At 58.0% G+C, this 26,862-nt stretch carries 20 protein-coding genes; 16 read left to right on the top strand and 4 right to left on the bottom strand.

The window, feature by feature from the left end:
* The 3 genes from CUU80_RS05810 to CUU80_RS05800 all read left to right on the top strand — a co-directional run.
* Positions 1-461, top strand: a 461-nt coding sequence (locus tag CUU80_RS05810; protein ID WP_133119395.1) for a carbohydrate ABC transporter permease, incomplete at its 5' end; no start/stop codon positions are given.
* Positions 462-695: 234 nt separating this feature from the next.
* Positions 696-2,819, top strand: coding sequence for a beta-galactosidase (locus CUU80_RS05805; protein ID WP_100496358.1), 2,124 nt, complete (start codon positions 696-698; stop codon positions 2,817-2,819).
* A gap of 284 nt (positions 2,820-3,103) precedes the next feature.
* On the top strand, positions 3,104-4,159 hold the full coding sequence (locus tag CUU80_RS05800; protein ID WP_100496357.1) for a LacI family DNA-binding transcriptional regulator: 1,056 nt from the start codon (positions 3,104-3,106) through the stop codon (positions 4,157-4,159).
* A 115-nt stretch (positions 4,160-4,274) separates the two neighbouring features.
* On the opposite strand, the gene CUU80_RS05795 is transcribed toward CUU80_RS05800, so the two are convergent.
* From CUU80_RS05795 to CUU80_RS05780, 4 genes are all read right to left on the bottom strand, one after another.
* Positions 4,275-5,798, bottom strand: a complete 1,524-nt coding sequence (locus CUU80_RS05795; protein WP_243388655.1) for an Nramp family divalent metal transporter — start codon at positions 5,796-5,798, stop codon at positions 4,275-4,277.
* A 169-nt stretch (positions 5,799-5,967) separates the two neighbouring features.
* On the bottom strand, positions 5,968-6,717 hold the full coding sequence (locus CUU80_RS05790) for an HNH endonuclease family protein (protein WP_165775845.1): 750 nt from the start codon (positions 6,715-6,717) through the stop codon (positions 5,968-5,970).
* Between the two features lie 44 nt (positions 6,718-6,761).
* A complete protein-coding gene (locus CUU80_RS05785; RefSeq protein ID WP_100496356.1) occupies positions 6,762-7,631 on the bottom strand; it encodes an aldo/keto reductase in 870 nt (289 codons plus the stop codon).
* Positions 7,632-7,766: 135 nt separating this feature from the next.
* Positions 7,767-9,335 carry an MDR family MFS transporter gene (locus tag CUU80_RS05780; RefSeq protein ID WP_243388654.1) on the bottom strand — a complete coding sequence of 523 codons (1,569 nt, stop codon included), beginning with the start codon at positions 9,333-9,335 and terminating at the stop codon, positions 7,767-7,769.
* Between the two features lie 321 nt (positions 9,336-9,656).
* Between CUU80_RS05780 and CUU80_RS05775 the strand changes: the two genes are divergently transcribed.
* The 13 genes from CUU80_RS05775 to pstA all read left to right on the top strand — a co-directional run bounded on the left by CUU80_RS05775 (position 9,657) and on the right by pstA (position 26,858).
* Positions 9,657-11,267, top strand: a complete 1,611-nt coding sequence (locus CUU80_RS05775; protein WP_100496355.1) for a sugar transferase — start codon at positions 9,657-9,659, stop codon at positions 11,265-11,267.
* A 165-nt stretch (positions 11,268-11,432) separates the two neighbouring features.
* Positions 11,433-12,038 (top strand): arsenate reductase/protein-tyrosine-phosphatase family protein, encoded by a 606-nt coding sequence (locus CUU80_RS05770; RefSeq protein ID WP_100496354.1) that lies wholly within the window; start codon positions 11,433-11,435, stop codon positions 12,036-12,038.
* A gap of 235 nt (positions 12,039-12,273) precedes the next feature.
* On the top strand, positions 12,274-13,788 hold the full coding sequence (locus tag CUU80_RS05765) for a hypothetical protein (RefSeq protein ID WP_243388652.1): 1,515 nt from the start codon (positions 12,274-12,276) through the stop codon (positions 13,786-13,788).
* A gap of 149 nt (positions 13,789-13,937) precedes the next feature.
* Positions 13,938-15,749, top strand: coding sequence for a DUF4012 domain-containing protein (locus tag CUU80_RS05760; protein WP_243388651.1), 1,812 nt, complete (start codon positions 13,938-13,940; stop codon positions 15,747-15,749).
* 217 nt (positions 15,750-15,966) lie between these two features.
* Positions 15,967-17,112, top strand: coding sequence for a 3-deoxy-7-phosphoheptulonate synthase (locus CUU80_RS05755; RefSeq protein ID WP_100496353.1), 1,146 nt, complete (start codon positions 15,967-15,969; stop codon positions 17,110-17,112).
* 131 nt (positions 17,113-17,243) lie between these two features.
* Positions 17,244-18,446: a 3-deoxy-7-phosphoheptulonate synthase gene (locus CUU80_RS05750; protein WP_100496352.1), complete on the top strand. Its 1,203-nt coding sequence runs from the start codon at positions 17,244-17,246 to the stop codon at positions 18,444-18,446.
* Between the two features lie 71 nt (positions 18,447-18,517).
* Complete coding sequence (mtnN, locus tag CUU80_RS05745; protein ID WP_100496351.1) at positions 18,518-19,231, top strand: 5'-methylthioadenosine/S-adenosylhomocysteine nucleosidase; 714 nt, start codon at positions 18,518-18,520, stop codon at positions 19,229-19,231.
* A 232-nt stretch (positions 19,232-19,463) separates the two neighbouring features.
* On the top strand, positions 19,464-20,777 hold the full coding sequence (locus CUU80_RS05740) for an MFS transporter (RefSeq protein WP_100496350.1): 1,314 nt from the start codon (positions 19,464-19,466) through the stop codon (positions 20,775-20,777).
* Between the two features lie 229 nt (positions 20,778-21,006).
* Positions 21,007-22,377 (top strand): sensor histidine kinase, encoded by a 1,371-nt coding sequence (locus tag CUU80_RS05735; protein WP_100496349.1) that lies wholly within the window; start codon positions 21,007-21,009, stop codon positions 22,375-22,377.
* Between the two features lie 142 nt (positions 22,378-22,519).
* Positions 22,520-23,224: a response regulator transcription factor gene (locus CUU80_RS05730; RefSeq protein WP_165775843.1), complete on the top strand. Its 705-nt coding sequence runs from the start codon at positions 22,520-22,522 to the stop codon at positions 23,222-23,224.
* Positions 23,225-23,539: 315 nt separating this feature from the next.
* Positions 23,540-24,670, top strand: coding sequence for a phosphate ABC transporter substrate-binding protein PstS (pstS, locus tag CUU80_RS05725; protein WP_100496347.1), 1,131 nt, complete (start codon positions 23,540-23,542; stop codon positions 24,668-24,670).
* A gap of 227 nt (positions 24,671-24,897) precedes the next feature.
* Positions 24,898-25,857, top strand: coding sequence for a phosphate ABC transporter permease subunit PstC (gene pstC / locus CUU80_RS05720; RefSeq protein ID WP_100496346.1), 960 nt, complete (start codon positions 24,898-24,900; stop codon positions 25,855-25,857).
* A complete protein-coding gene (gene pstA, locus CUU80_RS05715; RefSeq protein WP_165775842.1) occupies positions 25,854-26,858 on the top strand; it encodes a phosphate ABC transporter permease PstA in 1,005 nt (334 codons plus the stop codon). The genes pstC and pstA overlap by 4 nt, the downstream gene beginning before the upstream one ends.
* Positions 26,859-26,862 lie beyond the last annotated feature (4 nt).

The following is a 26,862-nucleotide window of genomic DNA, read 5'->3' as shown; positions in this document are numbered from 1 at the left end:
TGTTCGCCAAGCTGGGGTTGACGAACACGCCGTGGGCCATGATCATCCCGTCGTTGATCAGCCCGTTCGGCCTGTATTTGATGTGGATCTTCAGTGAGCAGGCCGTGCCGACCGAGTTGTTGGAGGCGGCGCGTGTGGATGGCGCGAGCGAGTTCCGTACGTTCTGGACGATCAGCCTGCCCCTGTTGGCGCCGGGTATCGTGACGACGGCTTTGTTCACGATCGTGGCGACGTGGAACAATTATTTCCTGCCGTTGATCATGTTGAAGGACGCGGACTGGTATCCGTTGACGATCGGTTTGAACCAGTGGAAGGACCAGGCGTCCACGGCCGGTGGTCAGGCGATCCAGAACCTGGTGATCACGGGTTCCCTGATCACGATCGTCCCGTTGGTGATCGCGTTCCTGTGCTTGCAGAAGTACTGGCAGTCCGGCCTGGCCGCCGGCGCCGTCAAGGAATGACCGGTCCCGGGAAGTGAGTGGCTCCCCCGTAGCCCCTCGCCCCTCTCGTAGCCCCTCTCGCGAATATGTCTCTGTGACTTGTCGTCAGTGAGCCATTTTCGCGGGAGGAGGGGTGGAGGGGGGAGGAGCGCTGGCGAGGGCCGGCTGCAGAGGACAGGAGATGCCGGGGGAATCGCGTCGTTTCGTTCCATCGATAATAGGCAAAAGCTTGACAACATAAGGAAATGAAGAACCATGACTGAGCGAAGATCGTTCAAGTGGCCGGCACTGCTGACCTCGACCGGTCGCGGCATCGCCTTCGGCGGGGACTACAACCCGGACCAGTGGCCGGATGAGGTCATTGACGACGACATTCGTCTCATGCGTGAGGCGCATGTCAATACCGTTGCCCTCGCTATCTTTAGTTGGGACAGGATCGAGCCCCGCGAAGGCGAATTCACGTTCGATTGGCTGGACATGGTCATCGACAAGCTCGGAGCAGCTGGCATCGCAGTGGACCTTGCCTCAGCTACGGCCACCGCGCCGATCTGGCTATATGACAAACATCCTGAAGTACTGCCGGTAGATCGATATGGGCATATCGTCAACGCCGGCTCCCGACAGTCCTGGCAGCCGACGAGTCCGGTGTTCAAGGAGTATGCGCTCCGCCTATGCCGCGCAATGGCTGAACGTTACGCAAACAATTCGTACGTGACCGCTTGGCATATGGGTAACGAGTACGGATGGAACAACCGCTACGATTACTCCGACAACGCCCTTCATGCGTTCCGGTCATGGTGCAAAGACAAGTACGGCACGATCGAGCAGTTGAATGACGCGTGGGGCACCGCGTTTTGGTCCCAGCACGTGAACAGTTTCGAGGAAGTCCTGTTGCCTCGCCATATGGGTGGTGACGCGATGGTCAACCCAGCCCAGCAACTCGACTACGAGCGATTCGGCAACGATATGCTGCTCGATTTCTATAAGGCCGAACGCGATGCTATCGAAAAGATCTGCCCCGGCAAACCGTTCACCACCAATTTCATGGTCTCCACCGATCAATGCGCGATGGACTATGCCAAGTGGGCGAACGAGGTGGATTTCGTGTCCAACGACCACTATTTCCACGAGGGTGAATCCCATTTGGACGAGCTCGCCTGTTCGGATGCACTTATGGATTCGCTGGCGCTTGGCAAACCATGGTACGTGATGGAGCACTCCACATCGGCCGTCCAATGGAAACCGTTGAACATGCGCAAACGCCACGGCGAGCTTGTCCGCGACGCGTTGGCCCATGTGGCCATGGGAGCGGATGCCATCAACTTCTTCCAGTGGCGACAGTCCTCCTCGGGCGCGGAGGCATTCCACTCCGCTATGGTGCCTCATGCCGGTGAGGATTCGAAGGTGTTCCGAGGCGTATGCGAGCTTGGCGCTGTTTTGGAGGCGCTGTCCGATGCGGGATTGCAGGGCACGGAACTGGAACATGCGGATACGGCTATTCTGTTCAGCGCCGAATCTGAATGGGCTACACGTTGCCAGACCCTGCCAAGCATGAAGCTCAGCCACTGGCATGACGTGCGTGACTGGTACCGCGGACTTTTGGATGTCGGACGCCGTGCCGATGTTGTGCCGCTCGCCTACGACTGGTCGCAGTATAAGATCATTATCCTGCCTACCGTGCTGGCGCTGCCCGACGTGGATACGCGTCGTATCGCCGACTTCGCTCAAACCGGCGGCACCGTGATTATCGGCTATGCCACCGGTCTCGTCGATGAGCGTTTCCATGTCGGACTTGGCGGCTATCCCGGTGCTGGCAACGGACTGTTACGCCAGATGCTCGGCATTCGTTCCGAGGAATTCAACGTCCTTGGCTCTGAGGCGGAAGACGAGCCCGCTGGAATCACCTTGTCCAATGGAATGACCACCCGCCTCTGGCAAAACGATGTGACCTCCACCGCTCCGGATACCCAGATCATCACCACGTATCAGGGGCCCGCGGCCGCAGACTGGGAACTCGACGGCACCCCCGCCATTACCACTCACTCATACGGTGCAGGAAAGGCCATCTACATCGGGTGTGATCTGGACCGCCAAGACATCGCTCACCTGGTTGGCCTGTTGTCTGACGCGTTGCCGTTACCCAGCGATCAGACAGCCGCTGATTCATCTCAGACGTGCGATGCACGTATTCTGCACACTGTTCGTCGATCCACTGATGGTGCCGTGCGATTCGATTGCTACCTCAACCGTTCCAAGCAGCCGGTGGAGATTACGGGCATCCATGGCGAACCGGTTGTCGCGTATCGTTGCGAGTCGGTTGCCAAAGGGACTTATGCCATCATGCGCAACGGTGTTCTCATTATGCGCAGTGAACGCTAAGTAAGGAGGTGCCGGCCGCCGTTCAGCTGTATTCCGCGGGGAGTTGTATGCGGATGCAGGGTACTTGCGTTACAAGGGGTCGATTTCCACTTCGGGAAACATCTATCTGCGTTACAAGGGGCACTTTAGCGGGAATGTGACAAGTATCAGCCGTACAATTGCAACGCTGATACTTGGCGGAATGTCACTGATGAGCCCCTTGTAACGCAGATAGATCTCCCCGAAGGTGCCGAAGTGCCCCTTATAAGGGAGATACCGAACGCAGTCGGAGGAACGGAGTGGAAATGAGCGGCGCGAATACCATCAAGAGACGTGTCACGTTACGTGATGTGGCTCAGGCCGCCGGAGTTTCACTCAAAACCGCTTCGAATGTGATCAACGGATCCGGCCGAATGACCGATGAGACTCGTGCCAAGGTCGAGCAAGTCATCAAGGATCTCGGCTATCAGGTCAATGTGGCTGCGCGCAATCTGAACCGCAACCATACCGGATTCATCACTCTTGCCGTGCCTTCTCTTACGCCGCCATATCTGGCTGAACTGGCGAATCGCATTATCGATGCCGCCCGTCAACAGGATTATTCCGTATACGTCACCACCTATGCGGAAGGATCCGCCAAAGGCGCTCGCGACGTATTGAAGACATTCAACTCCACTGTGTCTGACGGCATGATCCTATCGATGAGCGAGATCGAGGACATCACGCCCGAAGACCTAAACGTTGATTTTCCATTGGTTGTGGTCGGGGCCCGTACCACGTGGGGCATTGCAGACCATGTGACTCCCGACGATGTATCCGCTGCGGCGAGCGCAGCCGGATATCTCTACGATCATGGTTCTTCACGTCTTGCTGTAGTAGGTGCCCGCAACGCCTATGACGAATCCGCGTTGCTTGCGGCGGTGGAGGGCAATGCCCAATTGCGCTTGCGGGGCGTGATCGAGGAAACGCATCGTCGCGGGCTTGCGATTGACCCCCGGTTGATCGGATCCACCGATCAGGATTGGACAATCGGTGCGGGCGCTCGTGTGACCCAGCAGCTTATCGATTCGGGAGTGCCGTTCGATGGTGCGGTGGCGTTGAACGACCAGTTGGCCATCGGCGCGCTTACCGCTCTGCGTACATCGGGCTATGTGGTGCCTGATCAGGTGCAGGTTATCGGATTCGACAACAATGAAGAGGCTCCGTATCTTCAGATTCCGCTCACTACTATGGATTCCCGTTTGGATTGGACCGCTCCGACTGCGGTCGGGCGTATTTTGGGACGTATCCGGGGAAGCATCACCGCGCCGGAGCTGTTGACCACCACATCCCAAGTGATCGCGCGCGCCACAACTCGTTGAGCATCCGGCAAAGACTCATGTGCTGCATAAGGTGCATAAGGTGCGCAGCAATACATACAACGCGTTGGCGCATACGCGACGCCGCTTACGTTTCAGCGGCAACGCACACTGATCTTTACGCCTTGCCCAGAAATGTGAGCACGATGAGCAGCACGTTCAGGGCAATGATCAGCACAGCCACTGCGATGAACAACACATGCTTGACCGGGCCATCCACCCACTGACCCATGAGTTCCTTACTGTGCGTATACCGCATTAGCGGAATGATGGCGAATGGAATACCCACTGAAAGAATTACCTGACCAATAACCAAGGCCTCTGTAGGATTCGGTGCAAACCACAACACGATCAGTCCAGGTACCAGTGTGACCACGCGGCAAGCCCACATTGGTGCCTTGATGCGCAGCAGACCGTGCATGATCTCGGAGCCGGCATATGTTCCCACTGAAGTCGAGCTCAGGGAGGAGGCCAGCAGGCCGATGGAGAAAATCGTGCCGATTACCGGCCCAAGCACCGAAACGATCGCGTGTTGCGCGCCCTCGATGGAGTCAGTGCCGTTCATGCCGTACAGCGAGTTGGCGGCCAAAATCAGTAGGCTCAGGTTCACCGTACCGGCCAGCAGCAATGCCCACACCACATCTATTTTGGAGCCGTCCAGCAGTCGCTTGATCGTAGGCTTTGCCTGGCCGCCGGCGTAATGATCGTTGACCAGCGTGGAATGCAAGTAGATGGCATGGGGCATCACCGTGGCACCTAGCATCGAGGATGCCATCAGCACCGAGTCCGTGGTGGTGAAGCGTGGAATAAGGCCGCCTGCCACATCGGATGGGTTCGGCGGAGCGATGAACAGTCCCGCGATAAAACCGAAAGTAATCACCAGCAGCAGCGCGATAACGATTTTCTCGAACATGCGGTGCGTTTTGCCGCCTTCGAACAGCAACAATACGGTGGAAACCGCGCCGATAATGCAGCCGCCGATGAACAACGGCAGGCCGAAGAGCAAATTCAATGCGATGGCACCGCCGATCAGCTCGGCGAGATCGGTGGCAATGGCGATGACCTCAGCTTGGGCGAAGAACATGAATCGACCGGCGTCCCCCATACGCTCGCCCAACAATTGGGGCAGGGATTTGCCGGTCACGATGCCCAGCTTTGCGGACTGGTACTGGATAAGCACGCTCATCGCATTGGCGAGTACCAGTACCCACACCAGAAGGTACCCGTACCGTGCGCCAGAGGTGATATTGGCGGCCACATTGCCGGGATCCACATAGGCTACGGCAGCTACGAATGCCGGTCCGAGGATACCGGCCAGCGCATGCCCATGTTGGGCGGTTTTCTTGGAGCCGGCAGCGTTGACGGAGGCTGCACGCCGCTCCTTGTCGATTTCGGCTTCGCCGCGATCCCGTTGTGCCACTGCTTCGGCGTCCAGCAGATTGATATCCGGGTGATCGAGCCCCAGCCGTGTGGCCTCGGGATGAATGGTTCGGCGCTTGTCTATGGTGTGCATTCGCCCGTAGCCGCGACCGTGACGATTGCCATTGGCTATGGTCGGGCTACCGGCAAATGTCTGATTGGCTGATGTGTGATCTTGATTGTTGCGTGTTTCTTGATTCGTGTCGTTGCTGTTCGCGCTCATGATCTTGCGTTTCTACCTTCACCTTGTTCCAGAGATAAGGTATAGCGTTCGATTGTTACTTTTGCTACCGGGGTATTCGCTGATATCGGATCGATGTTTCCCGTCTGAATCGTGCTACCTGTTCTTCACCTGTACCGGCTGCATTGGCTGCGTGCGTTAACCGTTTCCCTCAGTCTTCCGGTACGGCCTGTCCCGGGCAGGAATGCAGGACGGCGAGCATCGCATCCTTTTCGGCGGAGGTGACTGATAAGCCATACTTATCCTTGACGCCAATTTGCCGTGCCACGTACGCGCACCGGTATCCACTGTTGGTGGGCAGCCAGTAGGCGGCTGAGGCGGACCCTTTATCCTGATTGGCGGGACCATCAACAGCCAGCAGGTTGTATGGGTCGTTACCGAATTCGCGACGCCGAGCGCTGTCCCAGTCGCGTGCACCGGACTGCCATGCATTTTCCAATGCCACGACATGATCGATCTGCACTGCGGAGGACGTAGTACGTCCTCGCGTGAAATTGATGGTTTTGCCGGTGTATGGATCAGCGAGAGTCCCCGACTGCACCACACAGCTGCCGCTGGTTTTATAGGTGATGTCGGTCAAGTCGCGGGCAAGCACGTCTTCTCGCACGTCGCATCCATTGCCGTCCGTATCGGTTTCACGGAAACCGAACGCATTGCGATCATAGCCCGCCGAGTTTTGATTGTCGTCGACGGTAAGGGCGGCGAGTGTGTCTGCCGCGGACCCGGTGGCGGTGTATCGGCCGACCGCACGAGCGGTATCGGAACTGACCTCAGGCAGCAAAAGGCCGATGGTCACGCCTATGGCCAATGCTAGAACGGCGAGAATCAGTATGCGTTCAAGCGGACCGGACGCGTTGAAACGCCGGCTGCGAAAGTGAACGGAAGATCTGCGTCGAGTCATCGATCAGGGTGGGTGAATGGATCGCGAAAACGAAAGCGACGCGATCAGGCGTATGTGAAGGTAGCCGGATCATGGCCTGCACGGGTGGGACCGTCAAGGGCGTCGATGGCCTGATGCTCGTCGGCCGTCAGTGCGAAACCGAACAGATCCAGATTCTCCCGCTGGCGTTCGGCGTGGACGGACTTGGGAATGATAATCGTACCGTTTTCGACATGCCAACGCAGAATTACCTGTGCAGGACTGACGCCATGCGCAGCGGCAATGCGTTCGATCGTGCCATTGCCGGCGTTGAGGTCGGCACCGCGTGCCATCGGCGAATACGCTTCCACTGCAATGCCATGCTCTTTGCAGAACGCCACCACTTCGCGCTGCTGCCAAGTGGGATGCAGCTCGATCTGGTTGACGGCCGGCCACGAGCCGGTCTCCTCGTACAGACGCTGAAGATCGGAGGGCATGAAGTTGCACACGCCAAGCGTACGGGCGAAGCGTTCGTCGCGCAGCTTGACGAACGCCTTCCATGTGTCGGTGCTGCGCCAATCGAACGGGGTGGGCCAGTGAATCATGTACATGTCCACATAGTCGAGCTGAAGCTTGGACAGGGAGTCCTCGAAGGCGCGTAGCGCGGAATCGTACCCTTGCTGGGAGTCGCGCAATTTGGTGGTGACCCACAAGGTTTCACGTTGTGCGCCTTTGTTGTAGCCGGTTGCGGCAAGAGCGCGTCCGACGCCGGCTTCGTTGTTGTAGCCTGCTGCGCCATCGATATGACGGTAGCCGGCCTCCAGAGCGGATTCGACGACGGGGCTCACGCCTTCGTCGTCGATGCGCAGCACGCCCAAGCCGATCTGTGGAATGGAATGACCGTCCTTCAAGGCGATGTCCGGTACGTTGGCGGGATTGATATGGCCGTTGGTCATGATCTCGCTCCTTTCTGCGCTGCTGCTCTTCTTGCTATGACTACACGTCACTGTACACGGTTGGTTGGCTGATGGGCAGAAGAATGTGCGGTACATCGCGCTTTGGCAAACGTCTGCTGAGCGTTCGTCAAGTAATTATCGGCGGGCGGTATGCAATCGACGGCGCAGTGCGGTCAGGGAGACAGCGTCGCGAGCTCGTCCGGCACCATCTCCACGAACGCCGAACGCCACCATCAGCACCATCGCGAAACACAACAGTGCGGAGACACGCAATGCCCACTGGATGCCGAAAATCGAGGCTGCGACCGACGAGGTACCGCTTTGTCGATTCCACATGGCGAACGTCTCCATCAGAATCACCAGCACCGGTGCGCCTACGGCACCGGCGATCTGACGTGCCGTATTCGTCACCGACGAGCCTGCCGACACTTCGTCCGGACCGTCAAGACAATTCAGCGACCATGTGGTGATGGGCATCAACAGGAATCCCATACCGATCTGTCGCACGAACTGGCAGATCGACACCCACCAGATCCACGTATTCATGGCCACCAACGACATACCCAGCGTGCCTATGGTGAGCACGATTGAACCGAACAAGGCAACAGGACGCGCGCCGAACCGATCCATCGCACGTCCGCCGAAGAACTGCGACACGCATTGTCCGATCGCGCCAGGCAGCATGATCAATCCGCTCATCGTGGCCGTGTAGCCTCGGTCGGTCTGAATGTAGAGCGGCATGATCACCAGAATCGAGCTGAAGGCGAAGAACGCCAGCGATGCGGTGATGGTGCCAATCGTGAACGAGCGGTTCTTCAGCACGGCCAAGTCCAGCAGCGGCGGCTGGGGAAGTGTGCCGGAAGAGTCTGTCTGCGCTGCCTTCGCAGCGCGGTAAGTCCTGCCACGACGCACGTTACGCACCACGAACCACACGATGCCCATCAGTCCGACAACCATAGGAACCCATGTCACCGCAGCGACGAATCCGTAGCCTTCCGAATTGGTGAATCCGAACATCAGTCCGCCGAAGCCGATGACCGACAGCGCCACCGAGAAGAAGTCGGCACGTGCGGTGGCATCATGCGAGCCGAAGTTGTGCAGCCTGAACACGGCGGCCAACAGCGAGATCACGCCTATTACGGTCATGGTCAGGAAAATCGAGCGCCACCCGTTCGCGTCGGTTTGCCAACCTCCCAGCGTGGGTCCGATCGCCGGTGCCACGCTCATCGCCATGCCTACGGTGCCCATGGCGAAGCCACGTCGCGCCAACGGATAGATGGAGAATACAGTGATCTGCAGCACCGGCCACATCACGCCGGTACCTGCCGCTTCCAGCACGCGGCCGGCCAGCACCCATACGAAATTCGGCCCCAACCATGCCAGAACAGAGCCTGCCGTGAAGACGGCCATCGAGCAGATCACGATTTCGCGAGTGGAGAATCGTCGTGTCAGGAACGCGGTCAGTGGCACCATTACGCCCATAACCAGCTGGAAGATAGAGGTGAGCCACTGGCCTGTAGTCACGGATATGCCGAATTCGGCGACGATGATGGGCAGTGCGGAACTCAGCTGCAGTTGCGTGAAGTTGCCGACGAAGGTAATGAACGTGAGAATCGCGATTGAGATGAACGCTGCATGGGTCAGCTTGCCATCAACATATGCTTCTTCTCGGGGTAAGTCCCGCCGCAATTCCTGAAAATTCACGCCAATACCCTACGCCCAGGGGTGCCCACGAGCATGCCATCGTCGCCGGGTTGCCATGCGTTTAATGCCACCAGCGAGGCGTGCACGTCCGCATCGTGCGAATGGAAAAACGTCGGGGGGCAGCTTGTAGGATGCTGAGGAGTGTTGTCCTCCCAGTGGTTTCGTGGAGCGTCACGATGCTTATCGTGCTGTCGGATACCGAGGTTTGGTTACTTGGGCTGTGGCGGTACCGAGTATCGACGTATATGATGTTCATCGGGATTCGCAAGGCGAACGGCTACATGCAAAGCAGTTGAGAGAGCAGTAAAAAAGGAAGAGCAGATGTCTGAAGAGACGTCGTCAACAGCGAGAGGTACCGAAGCCTCCTCCGTCAAACGATCTAGCTCGAGGAGCAAAACCACTGGCGCGCGGTCCGGCGGCCAACTCGGTGACATCCCTCAGGAGCAGATCTCTCACGTCCTGTATTGGCGATTCTTCATCAATCTGGCGCTGATGCTATGCGATGCAGCCATGTTCATGATCGCCAGTGCTGCAGTGCTCGGCATCCGTGACGAGGCGCAGCCGTTTTACACTCCGCGCTTTGATTTCACGCTCAACACCACGGTGTATCTGATCATCACCGCGTTCATCTGGGTGTATTCGCTCCGGGCGGTGGGCATATATCACCGTCACATTATGGGCGATGGGTATCAGATCAATGTGCTGCTGGTCAAAGGCATGGTGGTGTGCTGGGTGGTGCAGTGCGCCTTTAACTACTTCTTCAACTTCGATCTGACGCTCACCTCGCTGTGCCTGATGGTGATTGCCGGATGGCTGCTGACCATGATCGAGCGTGTGATCACCCGCATGATGATCACGAGGGGGCGTCGCAAAGGCGAATATGCGTATGGCACGGTGATCGTGGGATCGCCTGAAGGCATCATTCGCACGCTTAAGTTCCTGGCTCCCCGGCAGCAGCTCAGCTATCGACCGGTGGCCGTATGTCCGATCCATCTGAATACCGTGACTGATGCCATTGAATCGGTGGAGGACGTTGAGGCCCTGCAGCGTGCGATTCGTAAGGAGTGGGGCTCCTATCTGCCGGTATTGGAATACAGCGATCATCATCTGACGCAGAACATCGTGAACATGAATGCCCAGACCGTAATGGTTGCCGACGAATTGCACCGTTATTCCGACAACTACAACATTTTCTCCGTGCGTATGGAATCGATGGGCCTGGAGATCGCCACGGTGACTTCCGCTGCGGACACCACGAACCATGAGCTCCAGATTCGATATCTGCAGGGCGTTACGGTCGTGACCCAGCGGCTGGCCCAATACACTCCGGCTCGTCGCCTGGCCAAGCGTTTGTTTGACCTTGTGGTTTCGTCCTTGGCCATTCTTGTTTCTCTGATCGTCACGATTCCGGTGGCCATCGCCATCAAGGTGACCGACGGCGGCCCGGTGTTCTACAAGCAGACCCGTCTGGGCCTACGTGGCAAGCCGTTCCAGATGTACAAGTTCCGTTCGATGGTGGTCAACGCCGACGAACTCAAGGCCAAGCTGGCTGAGGAGAGCGGTCAGACCGATCGTTTCATCTTCAAGATGAAGAATGATCCGCGCATTACCAAGGTCGGTCATTTCATCCGCCGGTTCTCCATCGACGAATTGCCGCAGTTCCTCAATGTGTGGCTGGGAGACATGTCCGTAGTGGGGCCGCGTCCACCGCTGCCCGAGGAATATGCGCGTTATAACAAGCTGTACGCCACGCGTATGCTCACCAAGCCCGGCATTACAGGTCCCTGGCAGGTTTCAGGACGCTCCGACTTGTCCGAGGAGGAGAGCGAGGCATTGGACGTGGCTTATGTGCAGAACTGGTCGATCACCGGAGACGTTGTGCTGCTGTTCCGCACAGTCGGTGCAGTACTCAGCCATCGTGGCGCGTACTGAGGTGTATTCCGAGTCCGCTCAAGAGATCAAGAGATATTGTTGCCGTTACGGTGTGATGTTCTCCAGATTATGAGTAGAATGAGCTGCTAGTGGTTTGCACGCAGGCCGCAATGTAGCGCGTTGCAGGCGCTACTGCCCCAGAACACGAAGAGAAAGACTACGCCCATGCACATTATGTTCGTCTGCACCGGCAATATATGTCGTTCTCCTATGGGCGAACTCTTGCTCACCAAATATCTGGCCGGCACCACGATTCGCGTTTCCAGCGCTGGCACTCACGGTCTGCCGATGCATCAGATGGATCCTTCGAGCGCCACGCTGATGCAAAGCGTGGGCATAGAGCCGAGCGGCTTTCGGTCCCGCCGACTGACGCAGGATATGGCTCGCTCCGCAGACCTGATTCTGTGCTTTGAGAAAGATCAGCGCAAGGATATTGTCACCTTGGCTCCGACTGCGGTGCGCTATACATTCCTACTGGGCGACTTTGCCAATATGTGTGAGTATTGCGCTCGCAACGGTCTGGTCAAAGGGCTGACCATTCAGGAGCGTCTGCAGTCGGTGATTGACGCTTCTTCCATCATTCGTCCGATGCTTCCCGAACCTGCGGATATCGAGGATCCGCACGGCAAGGAGTATGGCAAGTTTCGTATTGCCGCCGAGCAGACCAACAAGGCGTTGCGTACCATTCTCACCAGTATGCGCAAACATTATCGTGTGGAAGAGGCGCCCGTCCGCCCTCAGATTACCAGCCAGTACGCGTACACCGTCTGAGGGTACTGGCTGGACATTACTGAAGTAGCGACGGCCGAAGGACAGACCCGCAACATCGATAAATGCATGATGCGGGCCTGTTTTATGTTTTCACCGTATCCTCGCACCATATTCACATGGCTTTACCTTCTGCCCGATACTGTTCGACTACAGTATCCGTGGATGAAACGAATGAAGGTATCGCAATATCGCCGAATGCTGATGCTGAATATTGATGAACGGGCGAGAACAAGCGATGAATGATGGGAATCGATCGGTGACTACAGTGACCAGTACTGAACTGCGAACCGCAACACAACACGAAACGCAGGTCACACCACAATCCGCAGCGAACCATGGTGTGGATACCCGCAATACTGACCTTGTCGAAGCCGATTTCAGCCGTGCCGGTGTCTCGCTTGATCGTGAGCCGGTGCTGACCGACGCCTCCGACTTCCTGTTCTATGCCGCTCTGGCGGCTTTGCCGATCGATGGCACGGTGGCCGGGCCGTATATGCCGTTCTGGACGCCGCTTTCCCCATGGCTGTTTCTGGCATATGCGGTGGCTAATTGGCGTCGCTTGCCGCAGGTCTGGCATAGATTCCGCGGGTTCTTCCTGTTTCCACTGTTGCTGGTCGGATTGTCCGTATTCGACTGGAGTCAGGTGACTTTCCACCGGCTTCCGGTGATCATCTCGTTCTCCGGTGTGATCGGTGCGCTGGCCTGCCTGATTTCGCTTGATATTGCGTTGCGCATCAAGCGACTGTCTTGGCGTCGCATGGTGGATCTGCTGGTTATCGTCTACTGGTTCGCGTTCGCCGTGGGTGTATTGCAGCGGCTGTCGATTATGTTCGACTGGACTTACGTGCGTGATTTCTTCGTGCGTCTGATGAGCCGGCAGTATTTGACGGATGCCTCGCAGTGGGGAGGAGGCCGCCCACAATTCCTGTTTGCCGAGCCCAGCTATATCGGCATGCATCTGTTCGGCATTCTGCTGCCGCTGATTTGGCTGTTGCGCGGGCGTGATCGTGTACGTGCGAACCGTCTGCGTATTCTGGTGATGGTATTCGCCGTAGGCTCGGTACTGATGGGCGCTGGCGTACGGATCATTCTGGATTCGATTATCGCGTTGATGATTGTGATTATCGAGGTGAACGCCTGGCGTACGTGGCATGGACGTCTTATGGCTTGTGCCGAGCTGATCGGTACGGCAGTGCTGGGCGCACTCAGCGTATCCATGAATCATCGGTTGAGCTCGATTGCCGAGCTTGGGTTTGACGGAGATGGTTCGTTCTATGCCCGTCTGTGGCAGTCTCTGGGGCCGGCGGCCGGCGTACTGAAGCATCCGATGCGGCTTCTGTTCGGGTATGGTGCCGGCAATCTTTCCGATGCCACACATGAAGGCGCCAACGCCGCAGTGCATGCGCTGGAGCGGTTGGGTCTCAATGCGTCGGCTCCCAAAGGGTGGTATGCGCAGGTGACGCCTACCAATATGTTCACTATGAGCGCTTATACCAGTTTCTTCGTGGAATTCGGGGCGCTGGCTTCGCTGGTGCTGGTGGTGATGGTGTTGTGGCATGTGGGTCGTAATCGTGCATGGAATAAAACCATGGTGTGCTGGCTTGTGCTGGTGATCTACCTGTATGTGCAGTTCGAGGGATATGCGTTCTACGCGCTTCCGATGTTCGTGTGGGCGGCGGGTGCCGGGTTGGTTCCGAATATGTGCAGAAGTAGCGAGCAGCATGTATCCGTTCAGCCGCTCGGGGCATAATAGGCGATTGGTGTGCCGGGGAGAGTACGTAGGTTTTACGTAGGCGGTAAATGCGGCCGCGAATCGTGGTCGCGCATTGATAGCGATATGAAGGAAAACAGCGGTTCCGGGAACGAGGACGAAATATGAGCAGACGTAGGGCAAGTCATATGGCGGTGGTACGACACAACAGGCATCGTGTATGGCCGTGGGTGGTATCGATTCTGGCGCTGCTCGTGCTGGTGCTGGCTGTGGTCGGTGGCTGCGGCTGGAAGCTCTACAACGAGGCCAAGCAGGTCAAGGCGCATGAAGAACAGGCGATGCAGCTGCTCGGGCAGGTATCCGATCTGAGTAATCTCAACAACATCGACGCGGTCAGCCAGCAGGTTACTAAGGCGCAAGTTGAGACTTCCGCCGCGAACGATATCACGCATGGCAGCCTCTGGAATCTGGCGTCGAAGCTGCCGGTATATGGCGACGACATCACCACCGTACAGGGCATGACCTCCGTGGTGGATTCACTGGTCAGCGATTCGGTGCCACAGTTCATGGACACGCTGAACACGTTGAAGAACTCGCAGCTGACCTCCGGCGACGGACAGCTCAACCTGCAGCCCATTCTCGAAGCGCAGAAGAACATCACGGCGGCGAATACGTCGCTCCAGAAGCAGGTACAGCGCTACCGCGACCTGCCTACGGCTCACATTGATATGGTGAAGAGCGCCTATGAGCAAGGCAACACGAAACTTACCGAGATGGCGGATGCCATCGATCAGATGTCCAAAACCTTCCAGATTCTGCCGGACTTCCTCGGTTCCGGCGAACCTCGTCACTATGCGCTGATGGCCATGACCACGTCTGAGGAACGTTCCTCCGGTGGTCTGATCGGTTCTGTGGGACTGGTCACTACGGATAACGGCAAGATCAGCATTGGCGACTTCCGATCTAACACTGAATACGTGCCATATGGCTCAGGTGATCCCACCAGTGACGAGAGTCGTATTTTCACCACATGGGGACCGCTGCATATGTCCTTCGACGTGCGTGATTTGGCTGCCTATCCGGACACCTCCCGCACTGCCGAAGGCATGCGCGCCATCTGGCAACGCACGCCGTGGGGTGCCGAGACTCAGCTGGATGGTGTGCTGTTGGTGGATCCGGTGTTCCTGCAAGAGCTCACCAATATCAGCGGCAACATCACCCTGACTGATGGGCGTGTACTGGATGGTAGCAACACCGCCGAGTTCCTGTTGAATACGGTGTATATCGATTATGATTCTACGGTGACGGACTACTATTTCCAGCAGGTGGCCGAGCAGACGGTAGGCAGCATGTTCTCCAACATTGATCTGACCCGTCTGACCAAGGTGGCCCAACTCATGGGCAGCATGGCCCAAGGGCGGCATTTCTCGATGTACTCGTTCGATGAGACGGTGCAGAAAACCATCAATGATGCCGGATTCACCGCGCAGACACCAAGCAGTGAGGAACATCCGCAAGTGGGCGTGTATATCACGGAGCAGAGTCCATCAAAGATGGGTTGGTATATCCACCGTACTTCCAAAATCACGCGTTCCAATTGCAATGGTGATGGCTCGCAGACCTACCATGTGGAATACACGATGACCAATGTGCTGACCGATGATCAGGTTTGGTCGCTTCCCAATTACATTCGTGGTGTAAATCAGGATCAATATGGCAAAGGCGTGGAAAAGACGCTCATCTATGCCCCAGCCGGCGGTAGCCTAACAAATTTGCAAACTTCCGGCGGTTCGGTGACCGACAGCCGTCAGGAAAGTCTGAATGGCAAGACAGTGTATGCCAGCATCGCCAACATAGCCCCCGGCGAGTCCGTCACCTACTCCTTCGATGTGACCACCTCCACCAAGGCCGTCTCCGACCTGACCATCGACCAGACGCCGATGGGCTGGGCCGATTCTGGTATCACTACCGACACCACCGCCTGCTCTATTGGAAAGTAATCTTCTCACAAGTTAGTTTTACGGCGGTATTACCGCTATCGTTAATGGTTGACATGACTCATCCATAGTCAGTCAACATTGCTTCCGGCTGGCACCCATTACCCACCCGCGAGGGCGTCCACAAAACGGCCGGGTGGTTTCCATATCCCGCTATCCATAGGTAAACTATCGCCTTTGTATGCGTACCGATACGTCAAGGCAAGAGAGGAGAGTCGGCATGGCAGCACTTCGTGGTCCGGATAGTTCCGAGGACGAACGTCGTTTGGGGGAGCAGGCCGTCTTTCCGGAGACGGTCGATATCAACATCCGTCAGCTTGACCCGATTCCTGCGCCGCGCGCGTTCCTGAAAGAGCAGCCGCTGACCGATGCGATGAGTGAACTGGTGCTCCACTCGCGTCAGGAGATTCGCGACGTGCTCAACGGTCGCGATGACCGACTGCTGGTAATCGTAGGCCCCTGCTCGATTCACGATCCGAAAGCCGCGCATGAGTATGCCGAAAAGCTGGCTGCCGTCAAGCGCGAACTGGAAGACCGTCTGGTCATCGTCATGCGCGTCTACTTCGAAAAGCCACGCACCACGATCGGTTGGAAGGGCCTGATCAACGATCCCGATCTCGATGGCCGCTTCAACATCCGCAAAGGCATGTGGCTGGCCCGTAAGGTGCTGACCGATGTGCTGAGCCTCGGCCTGCCCGCTGCTACCGAATGGCTTGATCCGATCACGCCGCAGTACATTTGCGATGCCATCAGCTGGGGTGCCATCGGTGCGCGCAACACCGAAAGCCAGGTGCACCGCGAGCTGGCCAGCGGCCTGTCGATGCCGGTGGGCTTCAAGAACTCCACCGACGGCTCCATCAAGGCCGCCGCGGACTCCTGCTATACGTCCGCTTTCGAGCACCACTTCCTGTCCATCAATCTGGACGGTCGTGTGATTTCCGCCGAAACCAAAGGCAACCCGGACTGCCATCTGGTACTGCGAGGCTCCAGTTCGGGCCCGAACTACGATGCCGAATCCGTTCGCGAAGCGCTGGAAGCCTTGCGAGCCTCCAAAGCGTCCGGTCCGAGCGAGCATGGCTTGGTCATCGATGCCGCGCACGGCAACTGCGGCAAGGATGAGAACCGTGAGGCTGAGGTCGTCGAGGAGATTGCCGCTCGCTTGGCTGCGGGCGAGCCTGGTATCACCGGTGTGATGATGGAAAGCTTCCTGAAGGGCGGTCATCAAAAGCCGGCACCGCTCGATCAGCTGGTCTATGGTCAGTCCGTGACCGACGCCTGCGTGCCGTGGGAGCGTACCAACGAGCTGTTGCACACGCTCGCCGACGCCGTCGCCACTCGTCGTGCGCTAGGCGAGAATCGTTCCTGATACGACGTCTGACGCACGGCATCCGTTAGTCGCTTGCACACTGCATAGGCGGATGCCATCGTGCATGTCGGTGCCGCTTGCCGTCACTGTTGGGTATTCTTGGGGAGCAGTATTCCCAAGGAGAGCAAACCATGCAACAACAGGACGCCCACATGCGGCCGCTGAACCGCCCGGAGGACCTCAAGGCTATTCGTGAGGCGATGGAAGAGGGCAAGAACCCGCTTATCGCCACGGATGTGCCGCGCTGGGAGGATCAGGTCGGTATCAGTCGCATCGTCAATCGTCGTGTGCTGGAATTCGAGGTACTGCCCACCCCGGCACAGGTGTTGGCTGATCAGCCGCTGACGCCTGAAGCACAGGAGATCGTGGCTTATTCACGCGATGAGATTCGCGCTTGCCTGTACGGCCAGGATGATCGCCTGCTGGTGATCGTCGGCCCCTGCTCGGTCCATGATCCGAAAGCGGCACTGGACTATGCCCGTCGTCTCGCCAAGCTGAAGGATGAGCTCGGCGGTGAACTGCTGATCGTCATGCGTGTCTATTTCGAAAAGCCGCGTACTACGGTCGGCTGGAAGGGTCTGATCAACGACCCGGATATCGACGGCTCCTGCAATATCAAGAAGGGTCTGCTGTTGGCCCGCAAGACGTTGCTTGATGTACTGGGTACCGGTTTGGCTGCCGCCACCGAATTCCTGGAACCCACCAGTCCGCAGTTCATCGCCGACGCGGTGAGCTGGGGCGCCATCGGTGCGCGCAACACCGAAAGTCAGGTGCATCGTCAGCTGGCCAGCGGCCTGTCGATGCCGATCGGTTTCAAAAACGCCACCGACGGCTCCATCAAGGCGCCGACCGACTCCTGTTTTGCCGCCGCCCAGCAGCATACGTTCTTCGGCATCGACCACATGGGTCGTGCCGCCGTGGTCAAAACGCTCGGTAACCCGGACTGTCATGTGGTCCTGCGTGGTTCGAGCCATGGCCCGAACTATGACGCCGCTTCGGTCAGTGAAGCGCTGGAGACGATCCGTACGCTGATGCCGCAGGAATCCGCTGCCGCCCATGGATTGATCGTGGATTGTTCGCACGGCAACTCCGGCAAGGATGAGCATCGTCAGGCCGAGGTGGTGCGCGACATCGCCGCGCGTATCGCATCGGGGGAGCAGGGGATCACCGGTGTGATGATGGAAAGCTTCATCGAGGGAGGCAATCAAAAGGCCGCGCCGCTCGATCAGCTGGTCTACGGCAAGTCCATTACCGACAAATGCATCTCTTGGCCCGACACTGAGTCGTTGTTGCGCGAGCTTGCCGAAGCTGTGGCCACTCGCCGCTGGAAGTAAACGATTTCAGCGATGCCCCTGCCGGATTGGACGGCGGGACATCTGCTACCTCTTTCGCGAAAGGAACCATTATGGGTATGAAAACCGTTGCGATCATCGGCGCGCTGGATGAGGAAGTGGCGTTGATCGCCGGTTCGCTCACACATGTCACCCACATCGCCAAAGGCAGTCTCGACATCGTCTCCGGCACGGTGGATTCCTTTGGCGCTCATGTGATCAAGGTGGTCGCCACTGTGGGCGGCATGGGATTGGTGAACGCGGCCGCAACCACGCAGCTGCTGATCAGCGAGTTCGCTCCGGATGCCGTGATTTTCTCCGGCATCGCCGGTAACCTCAACACCCACCTGCATATCAACGATGTGGTGCTCGGCGGCACGCTGCGCTATCTCGACACCGATATGCGTCTGGTGGGGCAGTGGAAGCCGGGTACTGCCCAAGAGCCCGTCACTGAATTCCACTCCGACGACCGACTGCTCGACGTGGCCGATCAGGCGCTTTCCGCCGCCGGCATCACCCATATCACCGGCATTATCGCCTCGGGTAACTATTTCGTAGACACTCGGGAAAAGGTCGAAGAGGTTATTCGCTTGACCGGCGCGGATGCCGTGGAGATGGAAGGTGCTGCGGTGGCTCAGGTGGCCGCTCGCAACGAAGTGCCGGTCTTGGTGATCCGTGCGCTTTCCGACAACGCAGACACCGACTATGAGGTGTTCAAGGAGTTCGATATTTCCGAGTACGCCGATACCGCCGCCTGTCTGGCCGTGGATATCGTGAAGCGGCTGTAGCTACTGTCCGTTTCATAGATGCGATGTTCACTATGTGAGCGTTCCCGCCACCTCCACCGTCGCTTGCGCCATACTCATGCGTCAGGCACAGCGATGTGTGGGGGATGTCGCTGGGGCCACAAGCCATACCACCCTTCCTCTGCATGCCGGTCGTTGTGCTTCATTTTTTCAATGAATACGGATTTCCGCATGAATGAGGCGGAATACGCGCAGCATGAGGGGAAGAAAGAACATGTCTGCAAGCGCAACTGCGGCGATGACGAAAACGGTGAAGAAGGATTCGGTTCCTGAGATCATCGCCGCCTCCATGGTCGGTACGGCCATCGAATTCTACGATAACTACTGCTACTCCATCGCAGCCGCCAGCTACTTCGGTATGGTGTTCTTCATCGAAGTCGCCAAGTCCAATCAGGCGCTGGCCACACTGATGGCATTCGTCACCTTCGCCGTCTCCTTCCTGGCCCGTCCGTTCGGCTCTATGCTGTTCGGCCACTTCGGTGACAAGATGGGCCGTAAGAAGACCCTGGTGATCGCCCTGATGACCATGGGCATCGCCACCTTCCTGGTCGGCTGCCTGCCGGGCTATGACCAGATCGGTGCTTGGTCCGTGGTGATCCTGTGCATCTGCCGCGCCTGCCAGGGCGTGGGTCTCGCCGGCGAATGGTCCGGCGCCGCACTGGTCGCCACCGAGAACGCTCCGGCCGACAAGCGTGCTCTCTACGGTTCCTTCCCGAACCTCGGCGCTCCGATCGGCTTCTTCTGCGCCTACGGCCTGAACCTGCTGCTCGAATCCAACTTGAGCCAGGAGCAGATGGTGGCTTTCGGTTGGCGCATCCCGTTCCTGTGCTCCGCCGTGCTGGTGATCATCGGCCTGTACGTGCGTGCCCGCATGTCCGAGACCCCGGTGTTCCGCAAGGCCTCCGAGGAGAAGCGCACCTCCAAGCACCCGCTGCGTGACCTGCTGCCGTACACCAAGGAAGTCATCCTCGGCACTGTTGCCATGGGCATCACCTACACGCTGTTCTACGTGCTCGGCACTTGGTCCCTCGCATACGGCGTCAAGGGCCTGAAGTTCACCCAGGGCGAGTACCTGCTCATGCAGATGACCTCCGTGGTCTTCTTCGCCATCTTCATTATCGTCTCCTGCGTCTACGCCGACAAGGTGGGCCGTAAGAAGGTGCTCATGCTGGTGACCGCCGGCACGTTGATCTTCAGCTTCTTCACCCCGCTGCTGCTCGTGCATTCCGCAGCGCACATCATGATCTTCCTGTGCGTCGGCTTCGTGCTCATGGGCGGTCTGTTCGGACCATGCGGCGCCTACCTGCCTGAGCTCTTCCCGGTGCACGTGCGCTACTCCGGCGCTGGCTTGAGCTACAACCTCGCCGCCATCTTCGGTGGCGCATTCGCCCCGACCATCGCCCAGGCCCTGGTTTCCTCCAAGTTCGGCGTGGCCGGTGTGGGCTGGTACATGGCCATCATGGCCGCCCTCGCCCTGCTTGCGCTGTTCCTGATCAAGGAAAGCAAGGACAAGGATTACGAGCTGTGATGCGATCCGCGAGCTCTCAGCCGAACGCAAGGCATAGAGCATAGAGTTGTCAGCGATGCGCGATTGATAAGGCGCGACTTGATAACTTGACACAGTCGAATGGCTCTCCTCACCCGAGGAGGGCCATTCGTCGTATATGAGCAATGAGCGTCAGGCAAAAATGAACAATAGGCGAACTTACGTAGTTCCACAGTGATGCTACATACTCCGCGTTCTACTCTTGAGAATCATGAGTATCTGGAAGATCGTGGTATTGACGGCGCTCGCCGTGCTTGTTGTGGCGTGGGCCGCGCTCATCGCCTACAACAAGGGCCGCGCAGCCGGGCGGACGGCTGCTCAGGAGATGGCGGCCGAGAATCAAGACACACGTTCGCTGTTCGGCGACGACGTGCCTGTGCGGCCTACTGAACAGCGATTGATTGAGGTGATGCCTCAGGCGGTGATCGTCACCGATCGCAACGGGCAGGTTCATTATGCCAGTCCAGGTTCGGTGCAACTGGGGTTGATATCGGGCGGACGCCTCAATTCCCGGGAGATCGAGGATATTCTTACCCAGGCTGCGGCCGACGGCGGCGTACGTGAGCGTGAGGTCCAGCTGCCGTTGAAGCGCAGCATCTTTCCTCCGCTTGACGGCAAAGGCATTGAAGCCGGGCAATCGTTGCCCTCAAATACGCTGTATTTGCGCGTGCGCATAGGCGATATCGGCGACGATCTGTATGTCATCCTTATTGCCGATGTGTCTGAGCAGCGTCGTTTCGAGGCTGTGCGCCGTGATTTCGTCACGAATGTGTCGCACGAGCTGAAGACTCCGGCCGGGGCCATTGCCCTGCTTGCCGAAACCATCGGAGATGCGGCCGACGATCCGGATGCCGTGCGGTATTTCGCCGGCCGTGTGACCAAGGAATCCAAGCGATTGACCGAATTGGTGCAACACCTCATCGATTTGCAGCGTGCGCAGGCCTCGCAGGGGGTGATGGATGTTGAACGCTTGTCCGCGGTGGACGTGGCGCGTGCCGCCATCGCCGAAAATCATGTGCAGGCCGAAGCGCGGCATGTGGATATTCGGTTGAGCGTTAACGGCCGGCCGGTGTCGGCATCCGAGGATGATGAGGAACAGCCTGAAACTCCGACCACAGAAGGTAAAGGCGGAAACGAGTCGGTCAAGTCTGAGCCGATGATCATGGCTGACCGCGAGGCGATGCGTACCGCCGTCAAGAATCTGGTGGAGAACGCCATCCATTACTCTCCTGAACACACCACGGTGGCTGTTGGCGTCAGCGAACACGATGGCAAGGTGATTATTCGTGTAGTCGATCAAGGCATCGGCATCCCGGAAAAGTCCCTCGATCGTATTTTCGAACGGTTCTACCGCGTTGATCCGGCCCGTTCTCGTGCCACCGGCGGTTCAGGTCTGGGATTGGCCATTACCAAGCACTGCGTACAGGAGAACGGTGGACGGATTTCGGTATGGTCCCGTGAAGGGGAGGGGTCCACGTTCACCATCGAGATGCCTCAGGCACCGACAGACGCCGGCGGTAACGCAAGTGATGACACGGGCGACACTGCTGAACCGACTGATTCAATCTCGCCTCGGCCATAACCTACCTGTGTAGTCGAAGCAAAGAAATTACGTACTTCAGGCAACTTCAGGCAAACAACAGGCGAACGGGAAACGGATGATTACGATGGATTCAGGAAATTTTGTATTGTCGCGTACGGGCACATACCCAAGAAAGGCCAGCATGACACGTATTCTCATCGTGGAAGACGAGGAATCCTATCGTGAACCGTTGGTATACCAGCTTACACGTGAGGGGTATGACGTGTCTGCTGCGGCTACCGGCGAAGAAGGATTGGAGCTGTTCACCAAGGGCGGTATCGACTTGGTGCTGCTCGATTTGATGCTGCCCGGCATCGATGGCACTGCCTTGTGCCGTCGTATTCGTGAACAGAGCCGTGTGCCGATCATCATGCTTACGGCGAAATCCGCTGAAATCGACAAGGTGGTGGGTCTGGAGATCGGTGCGGACGATTACGTGACCAAGCCGTACTCGTTCCGTGAGCTGCTCGCCCGCATTCGTGCGGTAATGCGCCGCAATCAGGCTTCCGCAGAAGCACCTGGTTCGGTGGACGACGATATTCCATTGGTGTGTGGCGATATCTCCATGCAGGTGGGTCAGCATCAGGTCACCGTGCGAGGTGAAACCGTGTTCTTCCCGCTGAAGGAATTCGAGCTGTTGGAATACCTGATGCAGAACAAGGGCCGTGTCATGACCCGACACCAGCTGATCGACCGCATCTGGGGCTCCGATTATGTGGGCGACACCAAAACCCTCGACGTACACGTCAAGCGCGTGCGCTCCAAAATCGAGGAGGATCCGGCGCATCCCAAGTATCTGACCACCGTGCGCGGCCTTGGATACAAAATCGATACGCCTGCCGAGTGAAATCGGACGCGATATAGGACAAATAGGACAATGCGAGGGCGGCCCTGGTGGGCCGCCCTTTGTCGTCGTTCCTTCCTTCGGCGAATCCAGATGAATACGGCGAGCGCGGCCGGACAAGCGTTACGACAGCTGGATCGACCGTCTCCCAAACTACGTAGTGCGGACGTAGTCGTATTCATTAGCAAGTGTTCATCTTCCGTTTACTGATTTCGTCTCTCAGTCCGTTCAATCGCCCATACGCTTGTAGATGTCATGAGTTGACCGGGCTTCATAATCTAGCCCGTGTTTAATTGATAGAGGGAATAAGAAACAATCATGCAGAAGAACATTTTCGTTCGCTCCCTTGCCGCTCTGTCCGGCATCGCGATGCTCGCCACTGTCGCTGCCTGCGGCGACAACACTGCCTCCACTTCCAGCTCTTCCACTTCCACCGACGCCTCCAAGACCGCTCCGGTCACTGGCAACTATCAGGGTGCCGGTGCCACCTCCCAGCAGGCTGCCACCGAAGCATGGATCGCCGGCTTCGAAGCCGCCAACGATGGCGCCAAGATCGCTTACAACCCCACTGGTTCCGGTGCAGGCGTGACTACCTTCCTGACTGGCGCTACCGCTTGGGCAGGCTCGGACAAGGCCCTATCCGACGATGATCTGGCCAAGTCCAAGGCCGTTTGCGCCGAGGGCGAGGCCTTCGACGTGCCGGTGTACATTTCCCCGATCGCCATCGTCTTCAACCTGAAGGGTGTGTCTGACGCCGGCAAGCACATCAACCTCGATGCCGCTACCGCCGCCAAGATCTTCGACGGCAAGATCACCAAGTGGAACGATCCGGCCATCGCCGATCAGAACAAGGATCTGACCCTTCCGGATACCGCCATCACTGTGGTGCACCGTTCCGATAAGTCCGGCACCACTCAGAACTTCGTCTCCTACTTCAAGGATGCGGCTCCGGACGCATGGACCTACGACCTGTCTGAGAACTGGCCGAACGAGGTCGGTCAGGGCGCCAAGGGCACTTCCGGCGTGATCTCCACCGTCAAGCAGGCCGATGGCACCATCGGTTACGCTGACTTCTCCCAGGTTGGTGATCTCGGCACCGCCGCCATCAAGGTCGGCGACAAGTACAACGAGATTTCCGCTGAGGGCGGCTCCAAGGTTATCGAGGATTCCCCGCTGGATGACTCCGCCAAGGGCGACAACCGCGTGGTTGTCAAGATCAACCACTCCACCACTGCCGACGGTGCTTACCCGATCGTGCTGGTCTCCTACGACATCGTGTGCCCGGCCTACAAGGACGCCAAGCAGGGTGCGTTCGCCAAGGCTTGGCTGACCTACGTCACTTCCGCTGAGGGCCAGAAGGCTGCTCAGGACGCCGCCGGCTCCGCTCCGCTGCCGTCCAGCCTGACCGAGAAGGTCACCAAGTCCATCGAGGCCATCAAGACCAAGTGAGCGTGAGGGCGCAATAGCTGCAAGGCCCTGACCTCGTGATCGATAACTGAATATCCGGCTGTGGAGATTTCTGCAGCCAGTCTTTGAGCCGCAGTCGTCAGCATAACGGCTGCGGCTCAAAGCGGGTCAGGGCATATGCGCCCTACGGGAGGCCACGCATGATGGTTTGTACGGCGTGTGTCGCTCCACTACAGACTGTTGCTTGTTCCAACCTCTAAGGAGAATCCGTGAGTTCGCAAGATACACCGGCGGTTATGGCGCCGGCCGGCGGCAAAACGGCGGATAAGGTGTTCAAAGGCATTGCTTATGCCTGTGGCATCCTGATCCTGGTCGTACTGGCCGCCGTGTTCCTCTTCCTCTTCTTCCGCGCATGGCCGCTTATCGGTGGCGATCAGGCCGCCAACAGTGCCACCATCTCCAGCTTCACCGGTGGCAAGGTTTCCAGCTTCTGGGGCTACGTGCTGCCGTTGCTGTTCGGTACGGTACTGATTTCCGTGCTGGCGTTGCTTATCGCTTTCTTCGTATCCATCGGCATCGCACTGTTCATCTCGCACTACGCGCCGAAGAAGGTCGCCACTGCGCTAAGCTACGTCATCGATCTGCTCGCCGCCATCCCTTCCGTAATCTACGGTCTGTGGGGCGGTCTGATTCTGGTGCCGGCCATTTACCCGTTCTGGAACTGGGTGGCCAACCACCTCGGCTGGTTCCCGCTGTTCGCCGGCCCGGCCGCCAACCCGCAGCGTACGGTAGCTACCGTGGCCGTGGTGCTGGCCGTGATGGTCTTGCCGATCATCACCTCCATGTCCCGCGACATCTTCCTGCAGACTCCGTCCCTGCAGCAGGAAGCCGCCTATGGATTGGGTGCCACCAAATGGGAGATGATCAAGCTTGCCGTACTGCCGTTCGGTAAGTCCGGCATCGTTTCCGCTTCCATGCTGGCTTTGGGCCGTGCGTTGGGCGAGACGATGGCTGTCTTGATGATTCTCTCCCCGAGCGTCACCGGCTACTCCTTCAAGATTCTGCAGGCTTCGCAGAGCAACGCCATTGCGTCCAACATCGCCGCGCAGTATCCGGAAGCTGACGACCTCGGCGTATCCGTGCTGATCGGAACCGGTTTGATCCTGTTCCTCATCACCTTCGTCGTGAACTTCGTCGCCCGTAAGATCACCGAGAAAGCGAGTGCATGATGACTGAAGCACAAGCTCAAGCGCCAAAGAGCAATCTGGACGGTGCGCCCGTTATCGACTTCGACAAGTTCCGTGTCAAGCCCAGCACCGAAAAGCGTCGTAAGGCCAAGGACCTGTTCATGGCAGGACTGATCGCCCTGGCCTTCGTCATCGCCTGCCTTCCGCTGATCTCCGTACTGTATACCACCATCAAAAACGGCATCAAGCGACTCAACCTCAATTTCCTGACCTACAACATGACCGGCGTGATCGGTGGCAACCAGACCCCGTCCGGCGGTTACGGCGGCGTGCTCCACGCCATCATCGGCACATTGGAGATCACGGGTGGCGCCATGCTGATCTCCATTCCGATCGGTGTGATGTGCGCCGTGTATCTGGTCGAATATGCGCATGGCGGCAAGCTGGCCATGACCATCTCCCTGCTGGTCGATGTGATGAGTGGTATTCCATCCATCGTCGCAGGTCTGTTCGCGTTCTCGATGTTCACCATCGCGTTCGGTCCCGGTACCATCAACGGTTTTGAGGGTTCCGTGGCACTCTCGCTGCTGATGCTGCCGACTGTGGTCAAGTCCTGCGAAGAGATGCTGAAAATCGTGCCGAACGACCTGCGTGAGGCGTCGTTGGCTCTGGGCGTCACCAAGCAGCGCACCATCACCAAGATCGTGTTGCGTACGGCCCTGCCCGGCATCGTTTCCGGCTGCATTCTTGCCATCGCGCGTGTGATTGGCGAAACCGCACCGTTGCTGATGACCGCAGGCTTCATCGCCAGCACGAACGTCAATCTGTTCTCCGGGCAGATGACCACGCTGCCGGTGTATGTCTATCAGGAGTACTCCAAGCTTTCCGCGAACTGCCCGGCCAACGCGGACGCCACCTGCGTGACCACCATTCCGATGGAACGCGCGTGGGCCGCCGCTCTGGTGCTGATCATCGTGGTTCTGGTGCTCAACCTCATCGGCCGTCTGGTGGCGAAGGTCTTCGCCGTCAAGACCGAGCGTTAAGCCG

The organism is Bifidobacterium scaligerum (genome assembly GCF_002802865.1).
In the GTDB taxonomy this organism is placed as follows: Bacteria; Actinomycetota; Actinomycetes; order Actinomycetales; family Bifidobacteriaceae; genus Bifidobacterium; species Bifidobacterium scaligerum.
The sequence above is the reverse complement of the archived record's forward strand: the minus strand, read 5'-3'. Positions and strand labels throughout refer to the sequence as shown.